Here is a 14,989-nt window from a genome sequence, read left to right on the forward strand (position 1 = left end):
GTGTCACCGGCTTTCGCATCTCCGCTGACCGTGCCCGTGACGGCGGTGGTGGGTTCGGTGCTTTCTGAGGCGTTAATCACCCCATCCGCGGTTACCGGATGTACGCTGATCCCCACCTCTGCCCCCATATCCACGCTGACCATATGGTCAGCGCTGGCGCTGGCGGTATTACCCGCCGCATCGGTGGTGGTGATGGTGGCCTGCACCGTCTGGCCGCTTACCAGATCGGTGGTAGTGACCGGAATACGGTAGCCCAGCGAGCCGTCGTGTTGAACTTCCACCGTCCCCGTAAAGGTATTACCGTTTACCGTCAGCGTCACCGTATCACCGGCTTTCGCATCGCCGCCGACGGTGCCTGTAATATTCGTGGTTAGTTGCTGGCTTTCTTGTGCATTAATAATGTCGTCATCCGCCACCACATTGATTGTAATGCTCGTTTCAGGCTTGCGATCGGGATGATCAACCGCCGGAACATCGTTGTGATCTGTCTCATGAGGGGGCTGTGGAAAATCGGTTTGCGGGGGCTTAGTCGGTTCAAGAGGCTGCAACGATTCAGTATTATTACCCTCACCAGCAATGATAGGGTCAATAGTGATGCGCGTTCCATTTAAAGAGGTACTGGTCTGAGTCGCGAGGGGGGTGAACTCATCACCGCGCAGGCTCCGGACATCCAGACTGCTGGTGGAAAAACCGGACGTGACATCCAGCACTTTTCCCGTCAGTTCCACGTGCTCAATAAAATGTCCGCCGCCGCCCGTACCCGCTTCTATTGGTGCTTCATTACCCGCAGCCGTTGCTTCCAGGGCTTTAGTGGGGTCAACGCCATCGGCAATCGCCTGCTGAAGTGCTGCGACATCATCTGTCGCATGCCCGGAATTAACCGCCGCTCTTAGGCCACTTTGCTCGCCCCAGTGGCTATTACGGCCCATATCCATGGTATGGCCATCGGATAAGCTCACCGTCAATGCGCCGTTCGCGCCAGTGACGATTTCCTCTCCAGCAAGAATTCGATCGCCTTCATGCAGCTGACGCTGTGTTCCGTCAACTGCAACAGCGAAAACCTCTCCAATGACGACTTTAACGATACCGAGTATGTTGTGCAAACCGCTTGTCCCTGAGAATTGAAATTACATTAATGTAACAAAACAATAGCTTTAATGCTTAATCTTAGCCAAAACCAAGCATTAAATTTAAATTAATTCATTGATATTAACTTTTTAATTACAATAAAAATCAGCAGTAATAATAGCCTTTACCAGTGACATATTAATTTACACTAAAAAGAAAAATGAGTAATGCCTCAAATAATAAAACCGGCTTTATACAATATAAAATCCGGGGGAAATTGCCCGCGACAGCCCGGCAATAAAAATAAAACCCCCACTTTTGAATCATCATGGTGCTAATCAAAAAGAGGTTAACGCTTAAGCATGGGGATACCCGCTAGCCGCAGCTCAACTTCTTTTTTTCTCTTCTGCTGATTATGCGCGTAACTAGTTTACTGCGGGCGATAGAGCGCTAAGTTGCTGTTTTACCGCCCAGCCAACGGGACATTTTAACGCATGCTTTTCAGGCATCGATAAACGCACGTATTGCTATCCCCTGCGCTTCCAGCAGATGACGAATCTGACTCGCCATTTCAACCGCACCGGGGCTATCGCCATGCACGCAAATAGAATCTGCTTTTAGAGGCGTGAATTGGCCTTCAATAGAGGTGATCCCCCCTTCGGTCATTAATTGCAGCATACGTTGTGCGACCTGTTTTGCATCGTGAAGCACCGCCCCTGCTGCACGACGTGAAACCAGGGTGCCATCAGCGTGATAGGCGCGATCGGCAAAGGCTTCAGCAATAGTGGGCAACCCCTTTTCCTGCGCCAATGCCAGCACGCCAGACCCCGCCAGACCCACCAGCGGCAAACGAGGGTTGATGGCCAGAATAGCATCGATGACCGCCAGCGCCTGGCGTTGCTCGTGAGCGATGGTGTTATACAGCGCGCCATGCGGTTTGACATAACGCACTTCTGTGCCCGCAGCCTGGGCCAGGCCTTGCAGAGCGCCAATCTGGTAAATCACATCCGCGGTTAATTCATCGCTGGCAACATCCATATTACGGCGGCCAAAACCGACCAGGTCTGGATAAGCGACGTGGGCGCCAATCGTCACGCCACGCTCTTTTGCTGCCCGTAATGTCGCCAACAGTGCGGCAGGCGATCCGGCATGAAAGCCGCAGGCAACGTTGGCACTGCTGACAATGTTCAGAATAGCCGCATCATCCCCCATCGCCCATGCGCCAAAGCTCTCGCCTAAATCACTGTTTAAATCTATTGTCCTGACCATCTTCACCCCTTCGCCAGCCCGCTGCTAATGAATAATTAGCATATCCATCTGCTGCGGTACGTTTTTATCGACAGTGCGAACACTACGATACATGGCCAGAATCAGCTACGCCAGATGCCAGCGCAATGCAGTCAGCAGCTTATGCACCGCTTTAGCAGCCGGCTGATGGCGCAGACAGCGGGTGAATTAGCCGCGCCTGCCGTCGTGTTTTCGGCACTGCCGGCGGGTAATGAATTAGCAGAATAATTGATTCACAGGCGAATCGCTTGCCCCGTTAAATATGAAGATGCACAAAATGTCTCGCAGCAAATTAATGATAAATATGAAAAATCTTATGCATATATTTAATGCTGACGGGTTTGCTCGTATTGCATTACTGTCAAAATTCGCTTTTATTAGCCATAATTGATAAGCCACATCAATGATTAGGCTTTTTCTTAGTTTACCCGTATAAAAAATGGTGGATTATACCCAAGCCTGCAACGGCGCTTCGCTTCGGCGGTTACTTCTACATTTTAGGTAAAACAGTAATGAACAAAACAATGTTGATGATGGTATTGGTTATGGCCGGCACACTCGCGGGTTGTAGTACAGCGGCACAACGTCAGGCAGAATGCCAGGCGCAGGGCATCAGTAAAGATACCTGCTATCTTTCCGAACGCAGCCGTCAGGATTCCATCAATAACGCAGCAATGAAACAAGCGATGGAAAACGCCAACGCTGCAGTAAAATAAACCGGTTTACGCATCAAACCTACAGGCTCAGCAGAGCCTGTTATCACCTGAGTCCATCTCACCTAATCTTTTGAATTTTAGTTATTTTCACCACACCCTGCTATCTGAAATGTAAAGTTAAAAAAAGATTGCCATCGCTGCTGGCAAGCGCTTGTATTCGTTCTGAAAGGCAGAGTACATTAGCGCCGATTAACCGATGGTCCGGCATCCGGTTGCCGTACAGAATGGCGATTTGTGATGGCGTTAATCCCAAAAATACCGGGTGGCGGTTGGGCGTTTCTATACTGAATTGTTTAATGATAAAAGTGCGCGGCACGCACGGAGTTGGGCCAAGTGAAATATTTTATGATGGGTTTGTCGTTCATTTTGTTGGTGTGGGTCGGTACGTTTTTCATGATGGTCGAATAGAAAGAATTGAGTAACAGGAGCAGACCTGCTCCTGTTTCGTTTTTACTCAGCGGTATCGGAAAGGTTTTTTTGCGTAGTCGGCAACAGGCCATCGGCCCGGAACATCGCTTTAATCCCCCGAACGGCCTGGCGAATGCGATCGCGGTTTTCAATTAATGCGAAGCGCACATGCGTGTCGCCGTAATCGCCAAAACCCACGCCTGGCGAGACGCACACTTTCGCATCCTGAAGCAGCTTTTTCGCGAACTCCAGCGACCCCATCACCGCATACTGTTGGGGGATTTTCGCCCACACATACATCGATGCTTTCGGGCACTCCACCATCCAGCCCGCTTCATGCAGGCCTTTCACCAGCACATCGCGCCGACGTTTGTACTGTTCGGCAATATCACGCACGCACTGCCGATCGCCTTCAAGGGCCGCAATAGCTGCAACCTGCAACGGCGTGAAGGTGCCGTAGTCGTGGTAGCTTTTGATCCTGGCCAGCGCGTTCACCAGCTCTTTGTTGCCCACCATAAAGCCAATACGCCAGCCTGCCATATTGTAACTTTTCGACAGCGTAAAGAATTCTACCGCGACATCACGCGCGCCGGGAACTTCCATAATCGATGGCGCTTTCCAGCCGTCATACACAATATCGGCATAGGCCAGATCATGCACCACCAGCACATCGTAACGCTTGGCAAGCGCGACCACTCTTTCGAAAAACTCCAGCTCCACGCACTGTGCGGTAGGGTTTGACGGGAAACCGAGGATCATCATTTTCGGTTTCGGATAGCTTTCACGAATAGCGCGCTCCAGCTCGGTGAAAAAGTCTACCCCTTCCACCAGCGGCACCGAGCGCACCTGCGCGCCTGCAATGACCGCGCCGTAAATATGAATCGGATAACTTGGGTTTGGCACCAGCACGGTGTCTCCGTGGTCGAGCGTTGCCAGCATCAGGTGCGCCAGCCCCTCCTTCGAACCAATGGTCACAATCGCTTCGCTTTCAGGATCGATCTCAACGTCGTAGCGCTCTTTGTACCAGTGCGAAATAGCGCGGCGTAAACGTGGAATACCACGCGAGGTAGAGTAACCGTGAGTATCTTCGCGCTGCGCTACCGTGCAGAGTTTTTCCACGATATGCGGCGGCGTGGGGCCATCAGGGTTGCCCATACTGAAATCGATAATATCTTCACCGCGGCGGCGCGCCGCCATTTTCAGCTCGGCGGTGATATTAAAAACATACGGAGGGAGACGATCGATACGCGAAAAACGGCGTTTTGCACTGGAGTCAGCCATACATTCCTCAGATTACGTTAGCGCCCGGACCGTCCGAGCGACGCTGCCACATGATGTGGCCTGCTTAGAAAATAGCCTGAATAAAAATCATCTGTCGAGGGGACAAAGCAAATAAATTTTTGTTCCCAAAAAAGGGGGCGCTTCATTTGAAACTTATCCCTATTTTATTTGATGCATCCGGGTTACATTAACCATGTCGCAACAATCATGTAACTTTAATTTCCGCTGACGTGGAGCACTGCCATGAACCTACATCTTGATGACTTACCGCGTGCAATCCGTGAGATAAAGCAAAAACTTCGCCACGATCTACCTGACTATAAAGCGGTTTTTGAACAGCTCGAAGGCGATATGAAGCGCCAGATTGCAACGATCCGCGCGGAACTCGATCGCGGCGAGAACCCGGTGCCGCAAATTAACGCTGAGGATATCGTCAATAACCGCGTCAGCGAGCAGCAAAAAGCACTGATCCGCCAGCGCGGTTGCTGCACGGTAAAAGGCGTTTTTCCGCAGGCTCAGGCACAGGCATGGAATGAAGAAGTCGGCAATTATCTGCAGCGGAATAACTTTGTCGAGAAATTAAAGCACGCCGCCGAAGATAACTATTTCGGCACGCTTGCCGCAAGTAAGCCGCAAATTTATGGCATTTACTGGTCTAAACCGCAGGTTGAAGCGCGCCAGCATGCCCGTATGAAAGCGGTGCAGGTGTTCCTGAATAATTTGTGGGAAACCGAAAGTCACGGTAAGCAGCATTTCGATCCCGATCGCGTGGTGAGCTACGCGGACCGTACTCGCCGCCGCCCGCCGCGTTCTAACTCTCTGGGCCTGTCTCCACACGTGGACGGCGGTTCTGTTGAACGCTGGCTGGATGAGAATTTCCGCCATGTTTATCGCCATGTGTTTTCCGGGGCATGGCAGCAATACAATCCGTTTGCTGCTGAGGGGCGCACTGAAGTTCGTGAATTCCCGTCGCCTGCGGTGTGCTCCATGTTCCGTACTTTCCAGGGCTGGACGGCACTTAGCCCGCAGCGTAAGCACGGCGGCACCTTAACACTGCTGCCGGTGGCAAATGCGATGGCCTATATTTTACTGCGCGCCTTACAGGACGATGTGCCGGAAGAATCACTGTGCGAAGCGAAGCCGGGACGCGCGCTGTCCATTAACCAACAGTGGCATCCCCTTTTATTAACTGGGATATCCTCAATTCCGGATATGGAAGCGGGCGATACGGTGTTCTGGCACTGCGATGTGATCCATGCGGTGGAAAATGAACATCTTGGCGAGTTTGACAGTAACGTGATGTATATCGCAGCGGCACCCTGGTGTGAGAAAAATGCCGCCTACCTTGAACGCCAGTGGCCGGCATTTGTGGAAGGCAAGTCACCGCCAGATTTTGCTGCCGATGATTTTGAGGTCGATTTTGATGGCCGTGCAACCCCTGCGGATTTAACGCCCGCTGGCCACGAGCAGTTGGGCGGCAGGTAGAGCCATAAACTGTCGGAAAGCGCTGTGCTGATCCGACGCAAAAGCCGTTATCGGGTGGATTAGCGTGAGCGACATCCGCCCTTTTTCACCAAAAGAGGCGTTTCTGGTAACAGCCCGGTAAATTCCTTATCATTGCCCTTCCATTCTTAGTCACGCGAGCTACCGGTGCACCAAACCTTTGACATGTTGCTGGCGGTATTTGACCGTGCGGCACTGATGCTTATTTGCCTGTTCTTTTTAATTCGCATCCGCCTGTTCCGCGAGCTGCTGCATAAAAATGCCCACACGCCAAAAGAGCTATTAGCCGTCACCGCTATTTTTTCCATGTTCGCTTTATTCAGCACCTGGTCTGGCGTACACGTCGAAGGCTCGCTGGTTAACGTGCGCATTATCGCGGTGATGGCGGGAGGGATCTTATTTGGTCCATGGGTTGGGATCATCACCGGTATTATTGCCGGGCTGCACCGTTACCTGATTGATATTGATGGGATCACTGCCGTTCCCTGCCTGCTCACCAGCATAGTCGCGGGCATTATTTCCGGCTTAATTAACCGTAAAATCCCCAAAGAACAGCACTGGCGCGTCGGAACTTTTGGCGCCATGCTGTGTGAAACCATGACCATGATCCTGGTGGTGCTGTGGGCGCCATCGGTGGCGTTGGGGATCGATATTGTCTCGAAGATCGGCATCCCGATGATCCTCGGTACCGTTTCTATTGGTCTGATTGTGGTGCTGGTGCAAAGCGTTGAAGATGAAAAAGAGGCCAGTGCCGCGCGCCAGGCGAAGCTGGCTCTGGATATTGCTAACAAAACCCTGCCGTTATTTCGCCATGTTAACAGCGAATCCCTGCGCCAGGTTTGCAATATTATCCGCGAGGATATTAACGCCGACGCCGTGGCGATTACCGATATCGACAAAGTCCTGGCCTACGTCGGGTTTGGCGAAGATAACTATAAGCAGAACAACGATGGCATCAGCCCCAGAACGCAGCTGGCGATCCGCGAGGGGAAAATCATCATCCGTAATGATGATGAGGCTTATCGCACCCCGGAAATTCATTCGCTGATCATTATTCCGCTGTGGGAAAAAGGGGTCGTGACCGGCACGCTGAAAATCTATTACCGCCACGCGCACCAGATTACTTCAACCCTGCAGGAGATGGCCGTCGGGCTTTCACAGATTATTTCTACCCAGCTGGAAGTTTCTCGCGCCGAGCAGCTGCGCGAGATGGCAAATAAAGCGGAACTGCGCGCGCTGCAAAGCAAAATTAACCCCCATTTCCTGTTTAACGCGCTCAATGCTATTTCATCTTCTATTCGCATGAACCCGGATACCGCGCGCCAGCTAATCTATAACCTGTCGCGCTATCTGCGTTACAACATTGAATTAAAAGACGATGAGCAGATCGATATTAAACGTGAGCTGTATCAGATCAAGGATTACATCGCCATTGAGCAGGCGCGTTTTGGCGACAAGCTGACGGTGATTTATCACATTGATGAAGAAGTAAATTGCCTGATCCCAAGCCTGCTAATCCAGCCGCTGGTTGAGAACGCCATCGTGCATGGCGTGCAGCAGTGTAAAGGGAAAGGTGTGGTGACGATTAGCGTTGAAGAGAGCGGCAATCGCGTGCGGATTGCGGTACGCGACACCGGGCACGGCATCGATCCGCAGGTTATCGAACGAGTCGAAACCAACGAAATGCCGGGCAATAAAATCGGCCTGTTGAATGTGCACCACCGGGTAAAATTACTTTATGGTGAGGGGCTGCATATTCGTCGCCTGGAGCCCGGCACCGAGATTGCATTTTACATTCCGCATGCCGCTACCGCCGTTCCACCGCTACTGTCGCAACAGGGAGGAAATGCATGAAGGTTCTGATCGTAGAAGATGAAGTGCTGGCGCAGCAGGAGCTGAACTGGCTGATTAAAGAGCATAGCCAGATGGAGGTCGCCGGGATTTTTGACGATGGTATGGATGTGCTGAAATACCTGCAGCATCATGAAGTCGATGCGATATTTCTGGATATCAATATCCCCTCATTAGATGGCGTACTGCTGGCGCAAAACATCAGTAAGTTTGCCCATAAGCCGTTTATTGTGTTTATCACCGCCTGGAAAGAGCATGCGGTAGAGGCTTTTGAGCTGGAGGCCTTCGACTATATCCTCAAGCCTTATCAGGAATCGCGCATTATTGGCATGCTGCAAAAACTGGAGGCGGCTTACCAGCAACAGCACGCGCCAGCGTCAGGAAATACCGCCAGCCGTGAAGCGCTGACGATTAACCTGGTAAAGGACGAGCGGATTATCGTTACCGATATTAACGATATTTACTATGCCGAAGCGCATGAGAAAATGACCTTTGTCTATACGCGGCGTGAAGCCTATGTGATGTCGATGAACATCACCGAGTTTTGCCACCGCCTGCCAGACAGTCATTTCTTCCGCTGCCACCGCTCTTATTGCGTTAATTTGAGTAAAATCCGCGAGATAGAACCGTGGTTTAACAACACCTATATTTTACGCCTGCAGGATTTGGACTTTCAGGTGCCGGTAAGCCGTAGCAAAGTGAAAGAGTTTCGCGCGCTGATGCGGTTATAAAACGGGCGCAGGTATTTGCGCCCGCAGGCATTACAGAACCTGCCCCAGCGTCTGACGCAGATGCGCGCCCGCCCCCAGCAGCCCGGGCTGATCGTGCACAATCAGGTACACCGGAATATTTTGCACGTACTCTTTAAAGCGCCCTTTGTCTTCAAAACCGCCGCGGAAACCGGAGGCTTTAAAGAACTCAAGGAAACGCGGCACGATGCCGCCGGCGATATACACGCCGCCAAAGGTACCCAGCGTCAGCGCAAGGTTGCCGCCAAAACGCCCCATGATCACACAGAATAGCGACAAAGCACGGCGGCAGTCGGTACAGCTGTCTTCCAGCGCGCGGTCGGTAATATCCTTCGGCTTGTAGTTCTCCGGCTGGCGCCCGTCTGATTTGACGATAGCGCGATAGAGATTGACTAAACCAGGGCCGGAAAGCACGCGTTCAGCGGAAACATGGCCGATTTCGGTGCGCAGCTCTTCCAGGATAATCCCCTCTTCTTCACTGTTTGGCGCGAAATCAACGTGGCCGCCTTCGCCCGGCAGGCTCACCCAGCGTTTATTAATATGAACCAGGTGCGCCACGCCAAGCCCGGTGCCCGCGCCATAAACCGCAACGGGTTTCCCGTCGACCGGCTCGCCGCCACCAAACTTAATCAAATGTTCAGCTTTAAGAGTCGGAATCGCCATTGAGACCGCGGTAAAGTCGTTGATGATTTCCAGATGCTCAAAACCAAGATTCTTTTTCATCCCGGCAGTGGAGAATGCCCAGGTATGGTTGGTCATCGCCACCCAGTCGCCGGTTATCGGACAAGCAATGGCGATACACCCGTCGCTCACACTGGCATTGTGCTCTTTGAGATAGTGCACCACCACCGCTTCCAGGCTTGGGAAATCAAGGCCCGAGTAGGTTTTTGCCTGGGTGATATCACCATTTTCAACATTGCACAGTGCCAGACGCGCATTGGTGCCGCCGACATCTCCCACCAAAGCATATTTTGTCATTCTTTCACTGCTCCGCTAAAGTCAAAATAAGTCCTGGCCACACTGTAAAATTAGCCAGCCGAAACAACAACGACCAGATGATAAGCGCCGTGGGATTATCGATCTTCGTCACAGATTAGCTTGACCGTTTCAGCCCTTATTGCACAGCGGCAGCTATCGGCAAGCTGGCAAAGTGTCAATCGTGACGATGTTGGCTGCCGACAAATTTTAACTGAGGAAAAATCATGCTCCATCCGCGAGCCAGAACCATGCTGGTTCTTTCCATTCCGGCATTAATTATTGGGATTTTTTCCAGTCTGATATTGATGGTGGTAATGAAAGCTGCCGCCGTTTTGCAGCACTATTTATGGGTCGCCCTGCCCGCCCGCTTCGACCTTGATATGAACTCCCCGCTGTGGATTTTGTTGATGCTGACGTTGACGGGGATTGCCGTAGGGCTGGTAATTCGCTATATGCCGGGACATGCGGGGCCCGATCCTGCAACCGAACCTTTAATTGGTGCGCCGGTAGCGGTAACGGCGCTGCCAGGGTTGATTGTTGCACTGGTACTGGGGCTTGCCGGTGGCGTAAGCCTGGGGCCGGAGCATCCAATAATGGCGGTCAATATTGCGCTGGCCGTGGCTATTGGTGCGCGTTTACTGCCGCGGGTTGGCGCGCTGGACTGGACTATTCTTGCCGCCGCCGGCACTATCGGCGCGCTGTTTGGCACACCGGTTGCTGCCGCGCTGGTATTTTCACAAACGCTGAGTGGCAGCAATGATGTGCCGTTATGGGACCGGCTGTTTGCGCCGTTAATGGCTGCCGCAGCCGGAGCCATGACTACCGACCTGTTCTTCCATCCCAATTTCTCAATGCCTGCGCTGCAATATCCGGCAATGCGTCTGGTGGATATTTTCAGCGGCGCGGTCGTTGCGGCTATCGCCATTGCATTGGGTATGGTAGCCGTCTGGTGCCTGCCGCGTATGCATCGTGCCATGCACCAGCTAAAACATCCGGTGTTAATCCTGGGCGTCGGTGGTTTCCTGTTAGGGGTATTAGGGCTGATAGGCGGCGAAGTCACGCTGTTTAAGGGGCTGGATGAAATGCGCCAGTTAACCACCGGGCAGCACTATTCTGTCGCCACGCTTTTGATGTTTGCGCTGGTCAAACTGGCAGCGTTAGTGATTGCTTCAGCCTGTGGCTTCCGCGGTGGCCGCATCTTTCCGGTAGTGTTCGTTGCGGTCGCCCTTGGGATGATGCTCCATCAGCACGTCGAGGCGGTTCCAGCCGCAATTACGTACTCCTGCGCCATCCTTGGCCTGGTATTAGTGGTTACCCGCGATGGCTGGCTTAGCCTGTTTATGGCGATGGCCGTCGTACCGGACATCAAACTTCTGCCGTTGCTGTGCATCGTAATGCTGCCAGCCTGGCTGATGCTGGCCGGTAAACCAGTGATGATGGCCGATAAACCCAGCCGTTAATCCTGTGCGACATTGCACTTTGCAAGCGATGCCGCGACGGACCAGGACATGACTCATTTCTTCTCAAACAGCTTACTGTGAATATTGGGCATATGTGATCGCTGTCGAGGAACGAAGTGAATATCACCATGGAAAGAGGGATTTACCTATCACGGAGGTATAGTCTGAAGCCCTTCACCCTGGTGAAAACGTATACATTCAACTGGCCTTCTTCACTTACCGGGAAACAAACATGGTTTATCAGGCAAGTCCGGCACGCTATGAATCAATGGAATATCGTCGCTGTGGGCGCAGCGGGCTCAAACTTCCCGCTATTTCGCTGGGTTTATGGCACAACTTTGGTGATACCACGGTTCTGAATACCAGCCGCCAGCTGCTGCAGCGCGCGTTTGACTCAGGGATTACGCACTTCGATCTGGCTAATAACTACGGGCCGCCGCCGGGCTGTGCCGAAGAAAACTTTGGCCGTATCCTGCGTGAAGATTTCCTGCGATACCGCGATGAACTGATTATTTCATCAAAAGCGGGCTACACCATGTGGGAAGGGCCATACGGGGATTGGGGATCGCGTAAGTACCTGATTTCAAGCCTTGACCAAAGCCTGAAGCGCATGGGGCTTGAGTATGTCGATATCTTTTATCACCATCGCCCGGACCCGGAAACCCCGCTTGAAGAGACGATGCGTGCACTCGATTCCGTAGTGCGCCAGGGTAAAGCTCTGTATGTCGGCGTTTCAAATTACCCGGCTGAACTCGCGGCGCAAGCCATTGATATCCTGAACTCTCTCGGCACACCCTGCCTTATTCACCAGCCGCGTTATTCCATGTTTGAACGCTGGGTTGAAGGCGGCCTGCTGGATGTACTGCAGGAAAAAGGAGTTGGCAGCATTGCGTTTTCACCATTGGCAGGCGGGCAGCTTACCGATCGTTATCTCGAAGGTATTCCCTCAGACTCCCGTGCCGCCAGCGGCAGCAGGTTCCTGAATGCGGATCAGCTGACCGAAGAGAAGCTGAATAAAGTCCGCAAACTCAATGCCATCGCGCAACGCCGCGGGCAGAAACTTGTGCAAATGGCGCTGGCGTGGGTGTTGCGGGGCGACAGAGTCACTTCCGTATTGATTGGTGCCAGTAAAGTCAGCCAGATAGATGATGCGCTGGGCATGTTAGAAAATCGCCACTTTACGGCAGCTGAACTGGCCGAGATCGAAGAGATTTTGCTGTAACCGCTATCACAGGATGATGCTATTTACGGCTAAATTAGCAAAAAGTGCTCTTCGCCATGATTTAGGAGTTGTGGCGATGAAACGCTTGTTTACCACGCCTTACTATTACGCTAACAAGCCGCCTGGCGGTTACCGTGTATTAAGGAGAGAGTATGTTCAGGTCACTGATTCTTGCGATTGCATTACTGGCATCACCGCTGGTGGCGAATGCGGGCGAAATCACCCTGCTGCCGTCAATTAAGCTGCAAATAGGCGATCAGGATTATCGCGGTAATTACTGGGATGGCGGCGGCTGGCGTGACCGTGATTACTGGCGTAGTCACTATGAGTGGCGTGATAATCGCTGGCACCGCCATGACAACGGCAAACACCGTGGTTGGTATAAAGACCGTGGTCGTAGCAGCTTTGAGAAGGGCTATCGCGCAGGCTGGAACGACCGTGACGATCATCGCGGCCGTGGACGCGGCGGTCATGGGCACGGCGGCGGCCATCGCCACTAATCATGCCGCTTGAAGCCTTATTATGGATATTGCTGGTTTTTTATTGATGGCCTGACGTTTTGCGAAACACGTGGGTTTGTCATCAGTCTGAGATGGGAGCTACGGCTCCCATTTTTGTTGCCGGCTAATCACGGGGCTACAGCCTCAGCGCCGTACCAATTAGCAGCCATAAATTCAGCGCAACGACGATGGCGACAATGACCCACCCCGCTATCCTCACCGCGCGGGTATTAACTAAATCCCCCATCAGCCTGGCATTGCTGGTAAAGATCAGCAATGGGACCAGGGCCAGCGCAATACCAAAGCTGAGCAGGACCTGGCTCATGACCAGAATTTTTGTCGGATCAAGCCCCATCAGAATCACAATAAATGAAGGCGCCATGGTGACCGCGCGCCGCACCCAGAGTGGAATATAGAAACGCACAAAGCCCTGCATCACCACCTGACCTGCCAGCGTGCCAACAACGGTGGAGGACAAACCCGCAGCAACCAGGCTCAGGCCAAAAATGGTCGCTGCCGCGTGGCTCAGCAGCGGCTCAAGAGTCAGATACGCCTGATCAAGATCGGCGACGCCGGTGTGGCCGGAGAAATGAAACGCGGCGGCAGCGGTGGCCATCATCGCCAGGTTCACAAACCCGGCAATCGTCATCGCAATGGCCACGTCCCATTTGGTTGCTGAATAGCGCTGTGCGCGATCGCCGCCGTGCAGATGTTGGGTTAGCGACGAGTGCAGATAGATGACGTGCGGCATAATGGTGGCACCTAATACGCCCGCAGCCAGAAACACCGCTTCGCCGGTGGGCAAACTCGGTATCAGCATCCCTTTTCCCAGCTCCGCCAGCTTCGGCTGCGAGAAGATTAGCTCCACGATGTAAGCTGCGGCCACAAACAGCAGCAATCCACCGATCGCTTTCTCAAGCGGCTTTTGCCCGCGACGCTGCAGCATCAGTATCAGGAATGTGGCAATGCCCGTGAGCACCGCGCCTTGCAATAAAGAGACACCGAGGATCAGCTTGAAACCAATCGCGGCACCGATAAATTCGGCAAGATCGGTCGCCATAGCAATAATTTCAGCCTGCACCCAGTACAGCCACACCACCGGGCGCGGGTAGTGGTCACGAATCTGTTCAGCGAGATTTTTCCCGGTCGCAATCCCAAGCTTTGCCGAGAGGATTTGAATAAGCATCGCCATCAGGTTGGCCCACACCACTACCCAGAGCAATTGATAGCCAAAACTGGCACCGGCCTGGATGTTGGTCGCAAAATTACCGGGGTCAATATAACCGATGGCCGCGATAAAGGCGGGCCCCATTAACGCCAGGCGTAATCTGCGCGCTGTGCGAGTACTACTGTTGTCAACGCGACTGTTTGTCATTCTTCCCCCCGCAGATATAGCCTTTGCTATGTTTCAAACTATCAAAAATGAGAATAATTATCAATTTCATGATAATGGCTTTGCCCGATACCAACGCAGGGGAACTTTCTGGCGATTAATTACGCCGGTTAATCAGCAGCATCGGCGGCAAGGTCTATGTCAAACAGAGAAACATTGACGCAACTTTTACTTTATTTACCTAACATAACAGAAACACATGAGCGAAGATAACCTACAAATGCTTAATTTGCATCAGGGTCAAAGCTTCCTGAAATGCTCGGGGAATATATTCTGGCAGGTTTTAAAGCGGCGACGATCGTTACCGCGATGCTGATTGGCTTCATCGCCGGGATGATTTGAAGAACAAAGTAACGTGGTTTCCCGCTTTGGCCTGAAGCTGGTTTACGGCGCGTATTCTGCCCCGGTTAATCAGCTGCCCACGCAGGCAAAATCGTTTGATATTTTCAGATTCAGCATAAAGCAGATGAGATAACTGCAGAAAAAGCGTGGTTTTTTCTTTTTTGTGGCGCATAAAACGAAAAACCCCCGCCATCAGGCAGGGGTTTGATATTTTGGTGGAGCTAAGCGGGA

14 protein-coding genes are annotated in these 14,989 nt (G+C 52.4%); 8 read left to right on the plus strand and 6 right to left on the minus strand.

Features of this window, described 5'->3' with window-relative positions:
• Together EHN07_RS11760 and EHN07_RS11765 are read right to left on the minus strand one after the other, a co-directional pair.
• On the minus strand, positions 1-1,103 hold a 1,103-nt coding region (locus EHN07_RS11760), incomplete at its 3' end, for a retention module-containing protein (RefSeq protein ID WP_124024323.1).
• Positions 1,104-1,569: 466 nt separating this feature from the next.
• Entirely contained in the window at positions 1,570-2,337 is a 768-nt protein-coding gene (locus EHN07_RS11765) for a LamB/YcsF family protein (protein WP_124024324.1), read from the minus strand.
• Positions 2,338-2,867: 530 nt separating this feature from the next.
• On the opposite strand from EHN07_RS11765, the gene EHN07_RS11770 reads away from it, so the two are divergent.
• Together EHN07_RS11770 and ypdK are read left to right on the plus strand one after the other, a co-directional pair.
• Positions 2,868-3,071 (plus strand): hypothetical protein, encoded by a 204-nt coding sequence (locus EHN07_RS11770; protein WP_124024325.1) that lies wholly within the window; start codon positions 2,868-2,870, stop codon positions 3,069-3,071.
• Between the two features lie 333 nt (positions 3,072-3,404).
• Complete coding sequence (ypdK, locus tag EHN07_RS20870; protein ID WP_124024336.1) at positions 3,405-3,479, plus strand: membrane protein YpdK; 75 nt, start codon at positions 3,405-3,407, stop codon at positions 3,477-3,479.
• Between the two features lie 42 nt (positions 3,480-3,521).
• On the opposite strand, the gene alaC is transcribed toward ypdK, so the two are convergent.
• The gene (alaC, locus tag EHN07_RS11780; RefSeq protein WP_124024326.1) at positions 3,522-4,760 is read right to left on the minus strand and encodes an alanine transaminase; all 1,239 of its coding nucleotides are present in this window, start codon (positions 4,758-4,760) and stop codon (positions 3,522-3,524) included.
• Between the two features lie 243 nt (positions 4,761-5,003).
• Between alaC and EHN07_RS11785 the strand changes: the two genes are divergently transcribed.
• From EHN07_RS11785 to EHN07_RS11795, 3 genes are all read left to right on the plus strand, one after another.
• The gene (locus EHN07_RS11785; RefSeq protein ID WP_124024327.1) at positions 5,004-6,245 is read left to right on the plus strand and encodes a DUF1479 domain-containing protein; all 1,242 of its coding nucleotides are present in this window, start codon (positions 5,004-5,006) and stop codon (positions 6,243-6,245) included.
• Positions 6,246-6,410: 165 nt separating this feature from the next.
• Complete coding sequence (locus EHN07_RS11790) at positions 6,411-8,117, plus strand: sensor histidine kinase (RefSeq protein ID WP_124024328.1); 1,707 nt, start codon at positions 6,411-6,413, stop codon at positions 8,115-8,117.
• Positions 8,114-8,845 (plus strand): LytR/AlgR family response regulator transcription factor, encoded by a 732-nt coding sequence (locus EHN07_RS11795; protein ID WP_124024329.1) that lies wholly within the window; start codon positions 8,114-8,116, stop codon positions 8,843-8,845. The genes EHN07_RS11790 and EHN07_RS11795 overlap by 4 nt, the downstream gene beginning before the upstream one ends.
• Positions 8,846-8,875: 30 nt before the next feature.
• Here EHN07_RS11795 and glk read toward each other — a convergent pair whose 3' ends face one another.
• On the minus strand, positions 8,876-9,841 hold the full coding sequence (gene glk, locus EHN07_RS11800) for a glucokinase (RefSeq protein ID WP_124024330.1): 966 nt from the start codon (positions 9,839-9,841) through the stop codon (positions 8,876-8,878).
• A gap of 224 nt (positions 9,842-10,065) precedes the next feature.
• Between glk and EHN07_RS11805 the strand changes: the two genes are divergently transcribed.
• From EHN07_RS11805 to EHN07_RS11815, 3 genes are all read left to right on the plus strand, one after another.
• Positions 10,066-11,301, plus strand: a complete 1,236-nt coding sequence (locus EHN07_RS11805; RefSeq protein ID WP_124024331.1) for an ion channel protein — start codon at positions 10,066-10,068, stop codon at positions 11,299-11,301.
• 232 nt (positions 11,302-11,533) lie between these two features.
• Positions 11,534-12,523 (plus strand): L-glyceraldehyde 3-phosphate reductase, encoded by a 990-nt coding sequence (mgrA, locus tag EHN07_RS11810; RefSeq protein WP_124024332.1) that lies wholly within the window; start codon positions 11,534-11,536, stop codon positions 12,521-12,523.
• Positions 12,524-12,675: 152 nt separating this feature from the next.
• Positions 12,676-13,023, plus strand: coding sequence for a DUF2502 domain-containing protein (locus EHN07_RS11815; protein ID WP_124024333.1), 348 nt, complete (start codon positions 12,676-12,678; stop codon positions 13,021-13,023).
• A 136-nt stretch (positions 13,024-13,159) separates the two neighbouring features.
• On the opposite strand, the gene EHN07_RS11820 is transcribed toward EHN07_RS11815, so the two are convergent.
• Together EHN07_RS11820 and EHN07_RS20875 are read right to left on the minus strand one after the other, a co-directional pair.
• Positions 13,160-14,398 carry an Nramp family divalent metal transporter gene (locus tag EHN07_RS11820; protein ID WP_124024334.1) on the minus strand — a complete coding sequence of 413 codons (1,239 nt, stop codon included), beginning with the start codon at positions 14,396-14,398 and terminating at the stop codon, positions 13,160-13,162.
• Positions 14,379-14,468, minus strand: coding sequence for a hypothetical protein (locus tag EHN07_RS20875; RefSeq protein WP_425267181.1), 90 nt, complete (start codon positions 14,466-14,468; stop codon positions 14,379-14,381). Before EHN07_RS20875 ends, EHN07_RS11820 begins: the two co-directional genes overlap by 20 nt.
• Positions 14,469-14,989 lie beyond the last annotated feature (521 nt).

It is taken from the genome of Buttiauxella warmboldiae (genome assembly GCF_003818135.1).
GTDB lineage: Bacteria > Pseudomonadota > Gammaproteobacteria > Enterobacterales > Enterobacteriaceae > Buttiauxella > Buttiauxella warmboldiae.

Bases quoted from the DNA above. Each gene is read 5' to 3' on its own strand.
- EHN07_RS11805 (WP_124024331.1), top strand. From the start codon at position 10,066: ATGCTCCATCCGCGAGCCAGAACCATGCTGGTTCTTTCCATTCCGGCA.
- EHN07_RS11785 (WP_124024327.1), top strand. From the start codon at position 5,004: ATGAACCTACATCTTGATGACTTACCGCGTGCAATCCGTGAGATAAAG.
- EHN07_RS11795 (WP_124024329.1), top strand. From the start codon at position 8,114: ATGAAGGTTCTGATCGTAGAAGATGAAGTGCTGGCGCAGCAGGAGCTG.
- EHN07_RS11770 (WP_124024325.1), top strand. From the start codon at position 2,868: ATGAACAAAACAATGTTGATGATGGTATTGGTTATGGCCGGCACACTC.
- EHN07_RS11765 (WP_124024324.1), bottom strand. From the start codon at position 2,337: ATGGTCAGGACAATAGATTTAAACAGTGATTTAGGCGAGAGCTTTGGC.
- EHN07_RS20875 (WP_425267181.1), bottom strand. From the start codon at position 14,468: ATGAAATTGATAATTATTCTCATTTTTGATAGTTTGAAACATAGCAAA.
- alaC (WP_124024326.1), bottom strand. From the start codon at position 4,760: ATGGCTGACTCCAGTGCAAAACGCCGTTTTTCGCGTATCGATCGTCTC.
- glk (WP_124024330.1), bottom strand. From the start codon at position 9,841: ATGACAAAATATGCTTTGGTGGGAGATGTCGGCGGCACCAATGCGCGT.
- mgrA (WP_124024332.1), top strand. From the start codon at position 11,534: ATGGTTTATCAGGCAAGTCCGGCACGCTATGAATCAATGGAATATCGT.
- EHN07_RS11815 (WP_124024333.1), top strand. From the start codon at position 12,676: ATGTTCAGGTCACTGATTCTTGCGATTGCATTACTGGCATCACCGCTG.
- EHN07_RS11820 (WP_124024334.1), bottom strand. From the start codon at position 14,398: ATGACAAACAGTCGCGTTGACAACAGTAGTACTCGCACAGCGCGCAGA.